This window comes from Labilithrix luteola, assembly GCF_001263205.1.
Lineage (GTDB): Bacteria > Myxococcota_A > Polyangia > Polyangiales > Polyangiaceae > Labilithrix > Labilithrix luteola.
The window spans coordinates 5515829-5530161 of the sequence record NZ_CP012333.1; the positions used below are offsets into that span (position 1 = coordinate 5515829).

12 protein-coding genes and 1 pseudogene are annotated in these 14333 nt (G+C 64.5%); 8 read left to right on the forward strand and 5 right to left on the reverse strand.

The window, feature by feature from the left end; all coding sequences use genetic code 11:
• Positions 1-37 precede the first annotated feature (37 nt).
• The 4 genes from AKJ09_RS24305 (at position 38) to AKJ09_RS24320 (ending at position 3815) form a co-directional block, all read left to right on the forward strand.
• The gene (locus tag AKJ09_RS24305) at positions 38-502 is read left to right on the forward strand and encodes a hypothetical protein (protein ID WP_146649637.1); all 465 of its coding nucleotides are present in this window, start codon (positions 38-40) and stop codon (positions 500-502) included.
• Positions 503-679: 177 nt separating this feature from the next.
• The gene (locus AKJ09_RS24310) at positions 680-2479 is read left to right on the forward strand and encodes a hybrid sensor histidine kinase/response regulator (protein ID WP_169927816.1); all 1800 of its coding nucleotides are present in this window, start codon (positions 680-682) and stop codon (positions 2477-2479) included.
• A gap of 138 nt (positions 2480-2617) precedes the next feature.
• On the forward strand, positions 2618-3379 hold the full coding sequence (locus AKJ09_RS24315; RefSeq protein WP_146649641.1) for a hypothetical protein: 762 nt from the start codon (positions 2618-2620) through the stop codon (positions 3377-3379).
• Between the two features lie 25 nt (positions 3380-3404).
• Positions 3405-3815 carry a hypothetical protein gene (locus AKJ09_RS24320; protein WP_146649643.1) on the forward strand — a complete coding sequence of 137 codons (411 nt, stop codon included), beginning with the start codon at positions 3405-3407 and terminating at the stop codon, positions 3813-3815.
• Positions 3816-3896: 81 nt separating this feature from the next.
• Here AKJ09_RS24320 and AKJ09_RS24325 read toward each other — a convergent pair whose 3' ends face one another.
• Positions 3897-5273 (reverse strand): HAMP domain-containing sensor histidine kinase, encoded by a 1377-nt coding sequence (locus AKJ09_RS24325; RefSeq protein WP_146649645.1) that lies wholly within the window; start codon positions 5271-5273, stop codon positions 3897-3899.
• Positions 5270-5932: a response regulator transcription factor gene (locus AKJ09_RS24330; protein ID WP_146649647.1), complete on the reverse strand. Its 663-nt coding sequence runs from the start codon at positions 5930-5932 to the stop codon at positions 5270-5272. Before AKJ09_RS24330 ends, AKJ09_RS24325 begins: the two co-directional genes overlap by 4 nt.
• A gap of 219 nt (positions 5933-6151) precedes the next feature.
• Between AKJ09_RS24330 and AKJ09_RS24335 the strand changes: the two genes are divergently transcribed.
• Entirely contained in the window at positions 6152-7261 is a 1110-nt protein-coding gene (locus tag AKJ09_RS24335; protein ID WP_169927817.1) for an efflux RND transporter periplasmic adaptor subunit, read from the forward strand.
• Positions 7262-7274: 13 nt separating this feature from the next.
• On the forward strand, positions 7275-10388 hold the full coding sequence (locus tag AKJ09_RS24340; protein ID WP_146649650.1) for an efflux RND transporter permease subunit: 3114 nt from the start codon (positions 7275-7277) through the stop codon (positions 10386-10388).
• Positions 10389-10409: 21 nt separating this feature from the next.
• On the opposite strand, the gene AKJ09_RS24345 is transcribed toward AKJ09_RS24340, so the two are convergent.
• From AKJ09_RS24345 to AKJ09_RS24355, 3 genes are all read right to left on the reverse strand, one after another.
• A complete protein-coding gene (locus tag AKJ09_RS24345; RefSeq protein ID WP_146649652.1) occupies positions 10410-11636 on the reverse strand; it encodes a ligand-gated ion channel in 1227 nt (408 codons plus the stop codon).
• A complete protein-coding gene (locus AKJ09_RS24350) occupies positions 11633-12751 on the reverse strand; it encodes a cache domain-containing protein (RefSeq protein ID WP_146649653.1) in 1119 nt (372 codons plus the stop codon). The genes AKJ09_RS24345 and AKJ09_RS24350 overlap by 4 nt, the downstream gene beginning before the upstream one ends.
• 124 nt (positions 12752-12875) lie before the next feature.
• Entirely contained in the window at positions 12876-13736 is an 861-nt protein-coding gene (locus AKJ09_RS24355) for a LysR family transcriptional regulator (protein ID WP_240488576.1), read from the reverse strand.
• Between the two features lie 71 nt (positions 13737-13807).
• On the opposite strand from AKJ09_RS24355, the pseudogene AKJ09_RS24360 reads away from it, so the two are divergent.
• Together AKJ09_RS24360 and AKJ09_RS56235 are read left to right on the forward strand one after the other, a co-directional pair.
• Positions 13808-14164: pseudogene (locus AKJ09_RS24360) on the forward strand (alcohol dehydrogenase catalytic domain-containing protein); the annotation flags it as partial.
• A 20-nt stretch (positions 14165-14184) separates the two neighbouring features.
• Positions 14185-14316, forward strand: a complete 132-nt coding sequence (locus AKJ09_RS56235; RefSeq protein WP_420814257.1) for a zinc-binding dehydrogenase — start codon at positions 14185-14187, stop codon at positions 14314-14316.
• The last annotated feature ends 17 nt before the right edge of the window (positions 14317-14333 follow it).

A 14333-nucleotide genomic window follows, 5' to 3' on the forward strand; every position in this document is an offset into this window, starting at 1 on the left:
TCGAAGCTTGCGTCGATTCCCTGGCTGAGAGGCAGCCATGGACGCAGACGAGCTGTTCGATCACGCCATCAATGCTCTGCCTGAAGCGGTCGGCGATCTCCTTCGCGCGGACCGCAATCCGCTCGACTACGTTTTTGCCAACTTCGACGGCGCGAGCGAGATCGGGATGGCGCTCATCGCGTCTGACCTGGCGTGCGAGCTCGGCGTCGAGGCGCCGCGCGCGCGAACCGAGGTCGAGCGCATGATTGCCTCGGCAGGGCAACGTGGCGAGGAGCTGGTCGTCTCGTTGATGGTCACCAAGGACGTGCTCGGGCGAATCCTCGCTGCCTCCAACGTGGACGTTTCGACGCGTGTCGCGGTTCGCATCTGGCTCGACGGTCCCGTGGCTGATGGCCACTTCCGCGTGGTCGCGATCGCCGGTGCGGAAGTCCGTGCTGCTGCGGTCGACGGAACGCCGGAGCTGCACGTTTCTCCGCCTACGCCTTCGTCGATGCTCAACTGATTTCGCACCACGGCGGAAGCACGCGAAGTCAGAGCGAAACGCGGAAGGATTGCATCCTGCAACTCCGATCGTTGCATCTTCCCCATACGGGAGATGCTGTGGCGAAGTGACGCGTCGTTCGATCTTCGTTCGGGTGTCTAGATGGTGCGCGGACGATCGTATACCGTCCGTGTGTCCATGGCGCAGACGACCACCAGCTCGCAAGCGCTCGCGCGACGGCATGATGGTCCGGCCGTACGGCTGGACGACGTGCTCATCACGGCGGAACTCGCGCACCGGCGCGCTCGCCCGCCCAATCTCGAGGCAGAGAGTCGTGCGCTCCAGGCGATAGGTCGTGAGCTTGCGACGTCTTGCAACGACGTGCTCGACGCACTTTTGCGTGCGTCGCTCGAGATTTGCGGTGCCGGATCGGCGGGAGTGAGTCTGTTGGAGGTCGGCGCAGATGGCGTCGAGCAGTTTCGCTGGGTCGCTCTCGTCGGTGAGGTTGCGGGTGCTCTCGGAAGGTTGATCCCGCGCTACGAGAGCCCTTGTGGCGTGAGCCTCGATTACAACGCGCCTCAACTCTTCGAGCGCCCCGACCGGCTCTTCCGCTATCTCGAGTCGAGCAACATCGTCGAGTGCCTCCACTATCCGTTCTTCGCCAAGAACGGGCGCATCGTCGGCGTGCTCTGGATCTTCGCGCACGAGAACGGTCGTCGGTTCGACACCGAAGACGTCCGCATCATTTCGAGCTTCGCCGACTTCGCGGCCTTCGCTCTCGCGCGTCAGTCCGCCGAGCACGATCGCGAGCGCCTCCATGCCGCCGAGCGTTGTGCCCGCTCCGAGCTCGCGGAGGCCTGCGAGCGTCTTCGCAACGCCGACATGCGGAAAGACGAGTTCCTGGCGATGCTCGGCCACGAGCTGCGCAACCCGCTCGGCGCGGTGGCCAACGCGGTCACGCTCCTCGAAAATCAAACGGGCGGGGGACCACGCACGGGGCGCCTCATCGACGTCATCCGCCGTCAGACACGCGTGATGACGCAACTGCTCGACGACCTGCTCGACGTCTCGCGCGTCACACTAGGCAAGATCGAGCTTCGCCGTCGTCGGGTCGATCTCGGTCGCGTGGTTCATCAAGTGGTCGACGGGCTGACGAAGGAAGCCCTCGCGCGCCAACATCAGGTCACGCTCGACATCGGCGAGTCGCTTTTCGGTATCGTCGACCCCACGCGTCTCGAGCAAATCGTCTCGAACCTGCTGACGAACGCGATCAAGTACACGGATCGCGGCGGCCACATCTCGGTGACGCTTCGTCGCGACGAAGGCGGCGCTCTCCTCTGCGTGCGCGACGACGGCCCCGGCATCGCCGCCGACTTTCTGCCCTACGTCTTCGACCTCTTCTCGCAGGGCGGCGCAACCAACGACCGCGCGCAAGGTGGTCTTGGTCTCGGCCTCACGCTCGTCCGCCGCCTCGTCGAGCTCCACGGCGGTCGCGTCGAAGTGCGCAGCGAAGGCATCGGCAAAGGCAGCGAGTTCCTCGTTCGCCTCCCGCTTGCCGAAGCCGAAGGCGGCACCGGCGCCGACGCGACCGGCGCGGTCAAAGCGATCGTCGCCCCGCCGCGTCGCCTGCGCGTCCTCGTGGTCGACGACGATACCGACACGGCGGCGCTCTCCGGCGAAATGCTCGCGCTCCTCGGCCACGATCCTCACGTCGTGAACGAGCCCCAGGCCGCTCTCGACGCCGCCGCGGCGACCGATTGGGACCTCATCCTCCTCGACATCGGCCTCCCAGGCCTCGATGGCTACGAAGTGAGTCGAAGGCTCCGCGCCGGCCGAGCCCGCAGAGCCCGCCTGGTCGCCGTCTCCGGCTTCGGCGGCGCTCCTGACCGTCATCGCAGCTTCGCCGCGGGTTGCGACGAGCACCTCGTCAAACCACTCGCCGTGGAAGATCTGAGAGAGATGCTCACGCGAGCCTTGGCCGCGACTCCGGCCGTCTAGTCCGATTCCGATTCCGATTCCGATTCGAGCAATCGGAACGAATTGTTCCTCGCTGAATGCGCCTCTTGGTGCGCAATTGGCGAGTCGCGCATTCGCAGTTCGAGCAGCGCGCCGGTCGAGCTTCGCTCGTGAACGCGCATGGATCGCAGGATCGCGCGCAGCGTGCGGGATGGCATCCGCGCTGCAATCGACGTCGTGGGCACTGCGCGCGATGGATACCGGCTCATGTTGATCCCTGCCGATCTCGAAAAGCTTCCCGCAAGGGACCCCCGTGAGGTCCTTCGCACACTCTTCAATCGTCGAAAGGCCGGCACTCATCCGGCCATTCGTCTCTACCTATCGGGCGGTCATCGATTGGCCGGTCGCCTTCTGAATCTTCAGGAAGACCGCGGACGCGAATACGTCGTTCTGCTCGACGAGGGTGACGAGGACCTTTCCTATGTCCCGCTCGACCAGGTGTTCGTGGTCACCGTTCGCCGCTTCGAACCGGTCGCCCATTCCCTGTCGTTCGGCGCGATTCCTCGTCCGCTCGGAGAGACGCCGCCCACGCGACTCGAAGTGCAACGTCAACTCGCGTCTCTCGTGAGCACGCTCGAGCGCGAGCATGGCATTCGAGTATCCATGACGGTCGAGCCGTCCATTCCCGACGACAGCGTCGCGCTGGCAAATCTCCGCGACCTTCTCGATACGCTCGGTGGGGCGCTCCGCACGCTCGCAAAGGACGCGCTGGGCCGCTCCGCACTGAGCTCGGTTCCACGAGCGACCGTGCGGCACACGAAGGACGCCTCGCTCTCGCTCGCAAAGCGGGACGGCGTGCTCGAAGTCACCGTCGATCTCTTTGCCTCACTCCCATTCAACCTCGAGCTGGCGGTCGCCGACGATCTCCAGCGTGCCCTTTGATTGATTGACAAGAAGGAGTCCTAATATGGGTCTTGCAGAACGTCGCGCCGTCCAGAACTTCAAAGACAACAGCTTTCCCGTTCTCAAAAAGCAGATCGACGCGACGTGCGGATTCGATATCCCGTTCGAGATCGCCTGGGACAAGCTCACGGTCGATGGCTTCGACCACGTCTACGAGCAAGGCTTCACGGAGGTCTACTTTCGTCCCATTCTCTCGGCATTCCAGTCGATCTGCGCCGACGACATGGGCAAGGATGCTCTGAAGGGCGTGCTCAAGCAGGTCGCCATCACCAATACGAGCGAGAACAGCTCTCCGAGCACCGGATATTCGTTCACCGACGGTGTACTCAAGATCGATCTCAGCCCCGTCCGTAACATCGACTACACCAAGGACCGCACGGAGAAGCTGCAAGCGTTGCTCGAGAGCAAGCTCTGAGTTGAAAACGAACCGCGTGTAATCGACGACGGCGCCGCCACGTGAGGGAGGCGCCGTCGCTCGGCGGAGCCTTCCGAACAGTCACATGCGGAGGAAGCGACCTCCGACGGACACGGCGAAATCCTCGCGTTCCAATCTCGTCGGCAACGTGATGACGAAGCGAGCGCCGGCACCGGACGCGGCGGTGACGTCGCCACCGAGCGAGCGAGCGAGCCCGCGAGCGATGGACAGGCCGAGGCCGGCACTCTCCCACGCGTCGTTGTTCGCGCCGCGAGCGAACGGCTCGAAGATGCGCGGAAGGTCGTTGTCCGGGATGCCCGGCCCCTCGTCGACCACGGAAATCTCGACCTTGCCCTCCAATGGCACGGCGGCGATGCGAACGGACCCTCCGCGCGGGGAGAAGCGAACGGCATTCTCGATGACGTTGCGAAGGATACGCCCCACGCTACGCCGCTCACCGCGCACCATGGTTGCGATTGGTGTCACGTCGATGTGAAGCTCTCGGCTGCGTGCAACCGGTGCCACGTCGGCCACCGCGTCCGTCACTGCGTCTTCGAGCGACGTGAGGTCTTTCGACGGTGCCGCGTCGACGCGAGCGAGCTGCAAGAGATCGTCGGCGAGCCTCGTCAATCGCCGCGCCGAGTCGAGCGCGCCGCCGAGTGCGGCTTCGTGATCCGTCGGGTCGGCACCGGGGCGGAGCGCGTGTTCGAGCTCGATTCGCAGAGACGTCAGCGGCGTTCGAAGCTCGTGGGCAGCGTGGGAAACGAAGCGATCTTGGGCGCCCAAGAGGCCGACGAGGCGCTCGATCATCGCGTTGAGGTCGTTCGCGAGCTGGACGATGTCGACGTCGGACGAGGCGAACTCGACGCGTGCGCTCGTGTCTCCCTCGGCGACGCGGCGCGCAACGTTCTCGATGATGCGATGCTGGCGTGTGAGTCGGGTCGCGACACCGATGGCTACCGCCGCGGCCCACGCGCAGCCGACGGCAAAGGCGATGAGCATGGCGCGCGCGAGGATCCGGGCGTCGTCTTCCAGATCTTCGCGTGGGGTCGCGAGGAGAACGCGTCGTCCGGTGTGTTCGACGAGCACGAGGACCCCGCGCATACGAATGCCGTCATGCTCGAAATCGAACCCCACGTCGGGGGCTTGAACGTGGGGCATTGGCGGAACGGACGCGAAGTTCTCGGTGTGCGAGAGCGGCATTCCGTTGATGCCGTAGATGACGCCATACTTCGGCAGTGGACCGACGGCGTTCGCGGAGGGACCTGGTGCATCCGAGAATTCCAGATGGCCGGCGGCAGCTTCGACCGCCTCGCGTCGTCCCACGTCGAGGAGGGCCTTGTCGAGCTGCGCCCGCTGCGACGCCACGAAGCGCTCCCAGACGATGGTGAAGGCACCACCCATCGTCACGGCCGTGAGCGCGAGCACCACGAGCGCGGTACGGACGCGAAAGGTCATCGGTCTCGCTCTGCCCTGAGTCTGTACCCGGCGCCACGTAACGTCTCGATGGTCCACGCGTGATCGCCGAGTTTGTCGCGAAGGCGACTCACGTGGACCTCGACGACGTTGGGCACGATCTCATCGGCGTCCCACACGTTCTCGATGAGCTCGATCTTGGTCGCAACCTGGCCGGCCCGGCGCGCGAGATAAGCGAGAAGGTCGAATTCCCGCACGGTGAGCGCGAGAAACTTGCCATTCGCGAATGCGTTTCTCCTGCCGATGTCGAGATGGAGTGGACCAACGTCGAGGGCTGCGAGCCGGGGGCCTCGACGGAGTAGCGCCCGCAGTCGAGCGAGGAGCTCCTCCATTTCGAACGGCTTCGTGAGGTAGTCGTCGGCTCCGAGGTCGAGCGCTTGCACGCGGTCTTTCGTCTGACCGCGCGCGGTGAGCATCAGCACGGGGCCCTCGTAGTCTGCGCGTCGCAAGTCGATGCAGACCTGGAGACCGTCGCCGTCTGGAAGCATCCAGTCGACCACGGCAAGATCGATGGCGCTGACGTCGGCCGTCCTTGCCTGCGTCGCATTCGCTGCCAGCACGACCTGATATCCATGACTCGTCAGCACACGGGTGAGCACCGACCCGAGCTTTCGGTCATCCTCGACGAGCAGAAGACGCACTGGCGGTAGTCTAGGCCTCCCGCTCGGGAAGACGATGCTGAAGCTTACGCGCCCGTAAGGTCCAGCGGTGAGAGGCCTTCAGGCGCGACGAGGTTCGCTAGGGTGCCGGCGGTGCTAACCCCGAGACCACCTCATCCGTCGGGGCCTCCGCCGTCCACGTTAGAGGCCCCCGCTCGTGGCCCTAGCCGGCGAGCTCGTCTGACAATAGCCGCGCTCGTCGTGGGCGCGGCTGCCGTCGTTCTCGTCGGAACGCTAGCGCGGAGTCGGCGAGGGCACGGTGCGTCGGCGGAGTCGTCCACGCGCGATGTCCCTCGTCTCGACGGAACGAGCGTCGTGTTCTCGAACGCGTTCAAGGAGCGCGCGGGCTTGGCTTTCACCAAGGTCGAGAGCGTTCCTTTCAAACCCGCGGTGCGCGTCGTCGGAACCGTCGCGTTCAATCCTACCTACGTTGCTGCCATCGGAACTCGTCTTCGCGGCACCGTACGCCGAACGTACAAGTACGAGGGCGATCGCGTGACCGCCGGCGAACCGCTCGCGGAGGTCGAGAGTGCCGATCTCGCCGAGGCCCAGTCGACGGCCATTCAAGCAGAGGCAAGCCTCCGAACTGCCGAAGTGCAGGCAAAACGAGAAAAGGACCTTCTCGAAAAGAGCCTCACGACGGCGCGCGAAGCCGAGGTTGCTGCGACGGATCTCGCGAATCAGAACGCCAACTACAAAGCAGCTCAGCAGCGGGTTCGGGCGTTCGGCGGAAACGGAACGTTCGGTACCTTCGTCATGCGTAGCCCGATTGCCGGTCACGTCATCGAACGTGCGCTCTCGCCAGGACAGTCCGTCGATGGAAGCATCGTCGGCTATCGCGTCGCCGATCTCGACCATCTCTGGATCGAGCTCTCCGTGTTCGAGCGAGATCTCGGCCTCGTGCATCTCGACGACGACGTCGAGGTGAGTCCGCTCGCGGAACCGGGCGTCAAGATCATCGGCAAGGTCGCTCACGTTGGAGAGATCATCGATCCGACGACGCGCAGCACCGCCGTGCGCGTGACGGTCGATCACCCGAAATACCATCTGCGTCAGGGGCAATCCGTCCACGCCACGGTCACCACCGGCACCGCCTCACGTCATGCTCTGCTCGTGCCACACGCGTCGGTCGTGCATGTCGACGGACGCCCGACCGTCTTCGTCGCAGAGAGCGATACCCGCGTGAAGCCGACGACCGTGAAGCTCGGCGGGTCGGATGGCGCCAGCTACGAGATCCTCGACGGAATCGTCGCCGGCCAGCGCGTGGCCAACGCCGGTGTCTTCGCATTGAAGAGTGAGCTCTTCCGGTGAGCGGACGACCAACATGCTCGAGAAACTAGTCGCGCTCTCGATTCGCAGTCGCAAGATCGTCGCCGGTCTACTCCTCGTCGTCCTCGCACTCGGAGTCGTCGCCGCGCGCAAGCTGCCGATCGATGCGCTGCCTGACGTCTCGAGCGTTCAAGTGGACTTGCTGACGAAGTGCGGAGGCCTTTCACCCGTCGAGGTGGAGCGCACGGTCACGGTCCCCATCGAGAAGGCGCTCAACGGCATTCCGCGCAGCTCCTCGATGCGCAGCGTTTCTCGATTCGGCCTGTCGTCGGTCACTGTCATCTTCGAGGACGGCACCGATCTTTGGTGGGCCCGCCAGATGATCCTCGAGCGCGTCCGTCAGGTTCAAGCAGAGCTGCCCGCGTCCGCATCGATCCCCGAGCTTGCGCCGCCCTCGACGGGGCTCGGCACCATTTACAAGTTCGTCGTCCAGTCGAATCAACACTCGCCGATGCAGCTGCGCACTCTCCTCGATTGGGAGATAGGGCCGCGGCTTCGAAGCGTGCGGGGCGTGGTCGAAGTCAATCCATTCGGCGGAGAGCTCAAGCAGTATCAGGTCGATGTCGACCCTCAGAAGCTTCATGCTCGGGGGCTGACGCTGAACGACGTCATCGAGTCCCTGTCCGCGGCGAACGTGAGCGTCGGCGGTGGGTATGTCGAGCGAGAGGGGGAGTCGTTCACGATCAGCGGCAGCGGGCTGCTCAAGAACGAAGACGAGATCGGTGACGTCCTCGTGCGCAGCACGAAGAGCGGTCCCTCCGTTCTGGTCAAGCACATCGGTGAGGTCAAGATCGGGCCCGCGCTACGGTACGGAGTCGTCACTCTCGACGGCCACCGAGAGGCGGTTTCGGGGCTCGTCATGATGCTGGCGCGTGCCAATAGCCGCGACGTCATCTACGCAGTCAAGCAGCGCATGGAGGAGATCAAGCGCGATCTTCCCCCTGGTGTCACGATTGACGTCCTCTACGATCGCGCGGACTTCGTCGAGCGCACGCTCTCCACCGTCGCCACGAATCTCGTCGAGGGCCTCGTCATCGTGACGATCGTACTCGCCGTGATGCTCGGCACGGTACGCGGCGCCCTTGCGGTGGCGATCGGGATTCCTGCGTCGATGGCGATCGCGCTCTTCGGCATGCACCTGTTCGGGGTCACGGGCGATCTGATGAGCCTGGGCGCCATCGACTTCGGCTTTCTCGTCGACGGACCCATCGTCATCCTCGAAGGAATCATTGCCGGAACGGCGGGGAGGGCTCTCGTCGGAAAGGCGCGTGCAAAAGCCTATTCCGATGTTGCGAAGCTGGTGATCAAGCCGGTGGCATTCGCCGTGGCCATCATCATGCTCGTCTACGTGCCGCTCCTCACGCTCGAGGGGGTCGAGGGCAAGATGTTCCGCCCGATGGCGATCACCATGGCGTGCGCCCTCTTCGGAGCGCTCGTCTTTTCGGTGATGTTCTTCCCCGCGCTCCTCGTTTTGGTCGTTCCGCCGGCCCATGATCACGGCCCGAAGTGGATGGAGGGACTCACGGAGCTCTACGCGCGTCTGGTGCCGCTGGCCGTGCGGTATCGCTGGCCCGTCCTCGCCGCGAGCTTCGCGAGCCTCCTCGGCGCGGGCTATGCGTTCTCGAACGCGGGCGCGGAATTCGTCCCTCGAATCTTCGAGGGAGACCTGGTTCTTGCGCTACAGCGAGCCCCGAGCATTTCGCTCGAGGAGGCTCGGCGGCTCGACCTGCTTGCCGAGAAGATCGTGCTTGGCTTTCCCGAAGCGCGCAAGGCCCTGGGGCAAAGCGGTCGTGCAGAGATGGCGCTCGATGCCGTTGGCAACAACAACACCGACATCCTCGTGCCGCTGAGGCCGAGGAAGGAGTGGAAGAGCGCTCAGGATCTCGAGGGGCTGAGCACGCTCCTCAAGGACAAGATCGAGACGGAGGTCCCCTCGACGTTTGCCTCCGTATCGCAACCGATCGAGGACCTTACCAACCAACTCATCGCAGGCTCGCGCGCCGACGTGTCGATCAAGATCGTGGGGCCGGACCTCGACCGTCTCGTCGAGTACTCGAACAAGGTCGGTGAGCTCGTCCGCGGGATCGAAGGAACCGCCGACCTCAAGATCGAGCGCATCATGGGCGGTCCGCGCATTGCCGCCACGGCCGACCGCGCACGAATGGCCCGATACGGAGTTCGGGTGAGGAACGCGTTCGACGTTCTTGCGGCCTCACGCGAAGGCGTCCGCGTAGGAGAGATTTACGAGGACGAGCGACGCTTCGACTTGCGCGTCTTCGTCCCACCGTCGCAGCCGAACGCCGAAGCTCTCTCGGAGCTCTTCGTCGAGACCGACCGCGGCGAGAGCATTCCGATTCGCGAGGTGGTGAGTCTCGAAGAGGGCGATGGCCCTTCCGTCGTCAAGCGGCTCGATCGCGAACGACTCATTCGCGTGGACGTCAACCTTCGTGGGCGCGATCTCGTCTCGTGGGTCTCCGAGGCACGGCAGAAGGTCACGTCGGGCATCACGCTCCCGACGGGCTATCGCATCGAGTGGGGCGGTCAGTTCGAGAACTTCGAGCGCGCGTCCGCCCGTCTGGCGTTGGTCATCCCTGCCGTCATCGCGGTCATCCTCGGCATGCTCTTCTGGATGTTCGGGAGCCTGAGGCCGGCATTCGCCGTCTTTCTCCTGGTTCCCTTCGCAACTACCGGCGGCATGCTCGGTCTCCTGGTGCGAGGGATGCCGTTCAGCTTGCCGGCAGCCGTCGGCTTCATCGCTCTCGGTGGTGTGTCGGTACTGAACGGAGTCGTGATTGCGACCGCGACGCGGCGGCTGATGCTCGAGGGGCTCCCGGTCGAGCACGCGGTCGAAGCCGGCGCGGCCCAGTCGGTGCGCGCCGTGCTCACCACCGCGGCCGTCGCAGGCCTCGGGTTCTTGCCCATGGCCTTGTCGTCGAGCGCGGGCTCCGAAGTGCAGAGGCCGCTCGCCACCGTCGTCATCGTAGGCATCTTCTTCAGCACTGCCTTGACGCTCGTCGTCCTGCCGGGGCTCCTCGCGATCCTGTTGAGGGGATGGACCGAACCCGTCGTCGAAAGCGACGAGGAGCCAGAGCCGCTCGCAGCGGAATGACTGCCCGTCGCCTCGGAACCGTCAGAGGGCCGCGACCAGCATGAAGGCGATGCTCATCGCCAGCGACAGAAGGGGCATCGCCCAGGTGAGGAAGCGGAAGGCCTGCTCCTGGACATAAGGGCCGAAGAAGCGAAGCAGCAGATTGTACCTGAAGAACAGAACCACGATGCCGAGCGCAAGCGCCAGCGACACGTAGTTGAGTCCGAACAAGCGCGTCACCGTGTTGTCGCTGCCGGCGACGACGCCGTAGGACGAATAGATCGCGAAGCTGAGCGCGATGACCGAGAAGAGGCCACCAATGCCCATGTTCGCGAGCTCGAAGGCTTGAATCTCGAATCCCTCGCTCGTCGGTCGGTTCATCCAGATCGCGAGGAGAGGGATCAGCAGCGACGCAACCAATGGGATGAAGATCGGCGCGAGGCTCGACGTGGCCAATCGGTCGACGAACAACGAGGCCGTGATCCGTGAATAGTGGTCGCCGTTCCAGCCGGGGAGAGCGTCGGCACGAAGGTCGACGAGCCCTGGCCGCCAGCCCTCGAGATGTTTTGCGTGCGAAACGCGACTGAACTCGACATCGTCCTTGTCGAAGCGAAGAGCGACTTCATCGGTCGTGTTCTCGCGAACGAGCAACTCGAGCAGGAGGTGCTGCCTGTCGAACGGAAAGCGCTCCGGATCGACGTTGACCTTGTAGCGCCCAGTCACGCGCGCGAAGGTCTCGACGTCGCCGTTCGGGAAGATGCGAACGCGTCGGCCGACGTACGACGCCGCCTCGAGCCGATTGGCAACGTCGATGGTCGGCGTCCACATCTTGGCGAGCTGGTCCTCCGCCTCCTTCCCTCGGAATTCACGGTAGCCGCGGTAAGCGTCGCCCTTTGGAAACTGGAGGCGTAGATCCGTCCACCGAAGGCGCATGTCGGTGGTGCACTCGAATTCGCTTTTGTTGTCGTCGAAGGACTTGAGCTCGAGAAAGAAGATTCCCACGTAGACAGGAAGCGGAAGACCTTTGCCTGTCGGAAGGCTGAGCGCTGGCTCTGCGCCGCCCCGTTCGTCTCGCGCTTCCGGAACGGGCTCGCCTTTGCCCGCAGGCGTTGGCTTCCCATCGACCGGCGCGGGCAAGGCTGCCGTCTCCGGTGCCTCAGGTGATTTCGCTCCACGGCTCTTCAGTGGAACCAAGAGGAACGCGACGCCGAAAAAGAGCGTGACGATGAGCGTGACGAACGTCCGCGTCGTCGATCGATTCCTTTTCATCGCTGCTTCTCGCTGCGGAGTTTTTCGTAATTGGCGGCCAACTCACGGAGCTCGGCGCAGTAGCTGTCCGCGGGATCGGCCTCCTTCGATGCGTCTCCTGATGCAAGCGCAGACATGCGTTCGTTGAGTGCCGCGAGTGGCGCGAGAAGCACGCCCCGCACGACCACGAGAATTGCGCCGACCATCATCACGATTCCGAAGAGCGCCGCGAGGAGCTGCCACACCAGAGCCCGATGCGCGAGGCTCGTGTCTTCTCCGAAGTTCGAGGACAAGGCCACGACACCGATCTGCTTGTTGCCTTCGCTGTAGAGGGGAACGAGCTGTACGCCCCATGAGGTACCTGCAACGGTTCTCTCGTAGGTGCGCGGTTCGTTGACGTCGACATCCTTGTCCGTGACGAGTGCCGCAGCCAGCTCGGGGTGAGTGGAATGGAAGCGGGTGTATTTGCCGACCCGATTCTTCGGCGTCAGCACCTCCGGAGATACGTCCGTGGCAATTTCGCGAAGCAGCCTCTCCTCGAAGAACACGGTTGCTTCCAGGCCGAAGGACTCCTTGATCGTGTCGAGCTCTGGTGCGAGCTCCAGGCCCATCTCGAAGCTGCCGACCAACTTCCCCGCGTCGTCTTGGATCGGGACGATGCCGAAGACGGCGGGGCCTACGCGCGTGATCCCCGTTCCCTTTCGCACGACCTTGGTTTGATGGACCTCTGCGAGGATCGGACGAAATCCAGTTTCGTCTTCGCCGAACTTCTCCGGCCGATCGAGCCTGAGAAAGGAAACGCCCGGCGGAACGTGGAACTGCGCTTGGTCGAGCCCGTATTTCTGCCCCTGAAGCTCGAACATCTTCTGGCACTCGGCCAGCAGTTTGGCTCGATCCCTGTTGATGAACGCCGTTCGTACGCTTGGCATCGCCGCAACGATCTCTGCGCGGCTGAGCGCCTTGTCCTCCGTGTCGTGGAGGAGATCGGCAAGGACCTGCCGCATCAGTTGGTAGTCGCCGTCGTGCGCCGACTCGAGTAGGCGCGACGTCAAGAGCTGGGCAACGAGCGTGATGGTGACCACGACGGACACCGTTGCGGCGATGAGGAGGGCAGGGCCACTGCGTCGAAATCTCACGCCGGGAGCGTCGAAGAGCTTCGCGGAGTCGTCAAGCTCCAGATGGCTCGACTGCCAAACGACTAGCGTTTGGGGCGACGGTCGCCGGCCCTTTCGCGGCGCGCGGGGCCTAGCTCGGCGACGATCAGGTCGAAGGCCGTTCGGACGCGCCTGCTCGTGTGGAGCTCACGATGCGCAACGAGCCATGCCGGCACGGGAATGACAACGACGGCAGCACGCGTTCGACGAGGGGTTCGGCGTCGCCGACCTCTTCGATGATCGCGCCGATGCCCAGCCCGCTCTTGACAAGCTCCCACAGGACCATGTGGTTCGCGATTCGGATCGGGAAGTTCTTCGGCGTCAGGTCGAATCCCATCGCATTGAGACCGGCCATGAAGCGAACGGTGTCACCGAAGCCGATGAACTCCGCGTTCGCGAGATCGCGCGCGGTCCGCGGGTTGCCGATGCGATGAAGGTAGCTCGGCGTTGCGTAAAGGCGCGCGGGCGTGTCGCGCAGGCGCGTTGCGACCAGCTTGGGATCGCTCGGCCGACCGCTCCGGAGCGCGATGTCCGCCTCGCGCTTGCGGAGGTCGCGTACCTCGTTCGTCGCGACGAGCGTGACCTCGATCGCGGGATGCTCGCGTCGCAAGCGTTCGAGGATCGGCGGCAAGAGGAATGCGGTGTTCACTTCGCTCGCCGTGATCGTGATCGACCCTTCGAGCGTCTGCGATTGGCCGGAGGCGCTGAGCGCGACGTGGCTCGCCGCTTCGCCCATCGTGCGAACGTGCTCGAGCAGCTCGACACCGGCCGCCGTGAGCGCGAGCCCGCGCCCGACACGCTCGAACAGCACGACGCCGAGCTCCTCTTCGAGCGCGTCCACCTGGCGGCCGAGCGTGGGTTGGCTCATCCCGAGCGCGCGTGCGGCGCCGGAGAAGGAGCCCTCTTCGGCGGTCACGAGGAAGGCGCGAGCACGGTTCCAGTCGAAGCCTCCGGTTCGCCAATCCATTCATGGATGCATGGATGACCTTTGAATTTCGTCAATTCTAGCGAGGCTGATCCGCTCCTACTCCTAGATCCATGCAAGCATGCATCTACGAAGCGTACGGTCCGCCGGAGGTCGTGAAGGTGCGCGAGGTCGCGACGCCGACACCGAAGGCAGGGGAAGTCCTCGTACGTGTCCGCGCAGCCGCGGTGACGACAGCCGACTGGCGGCTCCGCGCGTCTGCATTCCCGCGCCTCTTCTGGCTGCCAGGCAGGCTCTGGCTCGGCCTCTTTCGTCCGAAGAGGACGATCCTCGGGATGGACTTCTCCGGAGTCGTCGAGGCGGTGGGGAACGGCGTCTCGCGTTTTCGCGCCGGTGATCGAATCTTCGGCTCGGCGAGCGCGTCGCGCATGGGCGCGCACGCCGAGTATCTCGTGGTCGAGGAGGATGGTGCCGTCTTGCCGACGCCCTCGTGTCTTACCGACGAAGAAGCCGCCGCCAGCCCGTCGTCGATCGCCTCTATCCGCTCGAGCGCATCGTCGACGCCCACCGGCACGTCGAAGGCCGCCACAAGCGTGGGACGGTGATCATCGCCCTAGGCTGAGGTTCGCGTTCCCGTCG

Coding starts and splice junctions, on each gene's coding strand:
- AKJ09_RS24305 (WP_146649637.1), top strand. CDS start 38: ATGGACGCAGACGAGCTGTTCGATCACGCCATCAATGCTCTGCCTGAA.
- AKJ09_RS24310 (WP_169927816.1), top strand. CDS start 680: ATGGCGCAGACGACCACCAGCTCGCAAGCGCTCGCGCGACGGCATGAT.
- AKJ09_RS24325 (WP_146649645.1), bottom strand. CDS start 5,273: ATGACCTTTCGCGTCCGTACCGCGCTCGTGGTGCTCGCGCTCACGGCC.
- AKJ09_RS24345 (WP_146649652.1), bottom strand. CDS start 11,636: ATGAAAAGGAATCGATCGACGACGCGGACGTTCGTCACGCTCATCGTC.
- AKJ09_RS24340 (WP_146649650.1), top strand. CDS start 7,275: ATGCTCGAGAAACTAGTCGCGCTCTCGATTCGCAGTCGCAAGATCGTC.
- AKJ09_RS24315 (WP_146649641.1), top strand. CDS start 2,618: ATGGATCGCAGGATCGCGCGCAGCGTGCGGGATGGCATCCGCGCTGCA.
- AKJ09_RS24320 (WP_146649643.1), top strand. CDS start 3,405: ATGGGTCTTGCAGAACGTCGCGCCGTCCAGAACTTCAAAGACAACAGC.
- AKJ09_RS24355 (WP_240488576.1), bottom strand. CDS start 13,736: ATGGATTGGCGAACCGGAGGCTTCGACTGGAACCGTGCTCGCGCCTTC.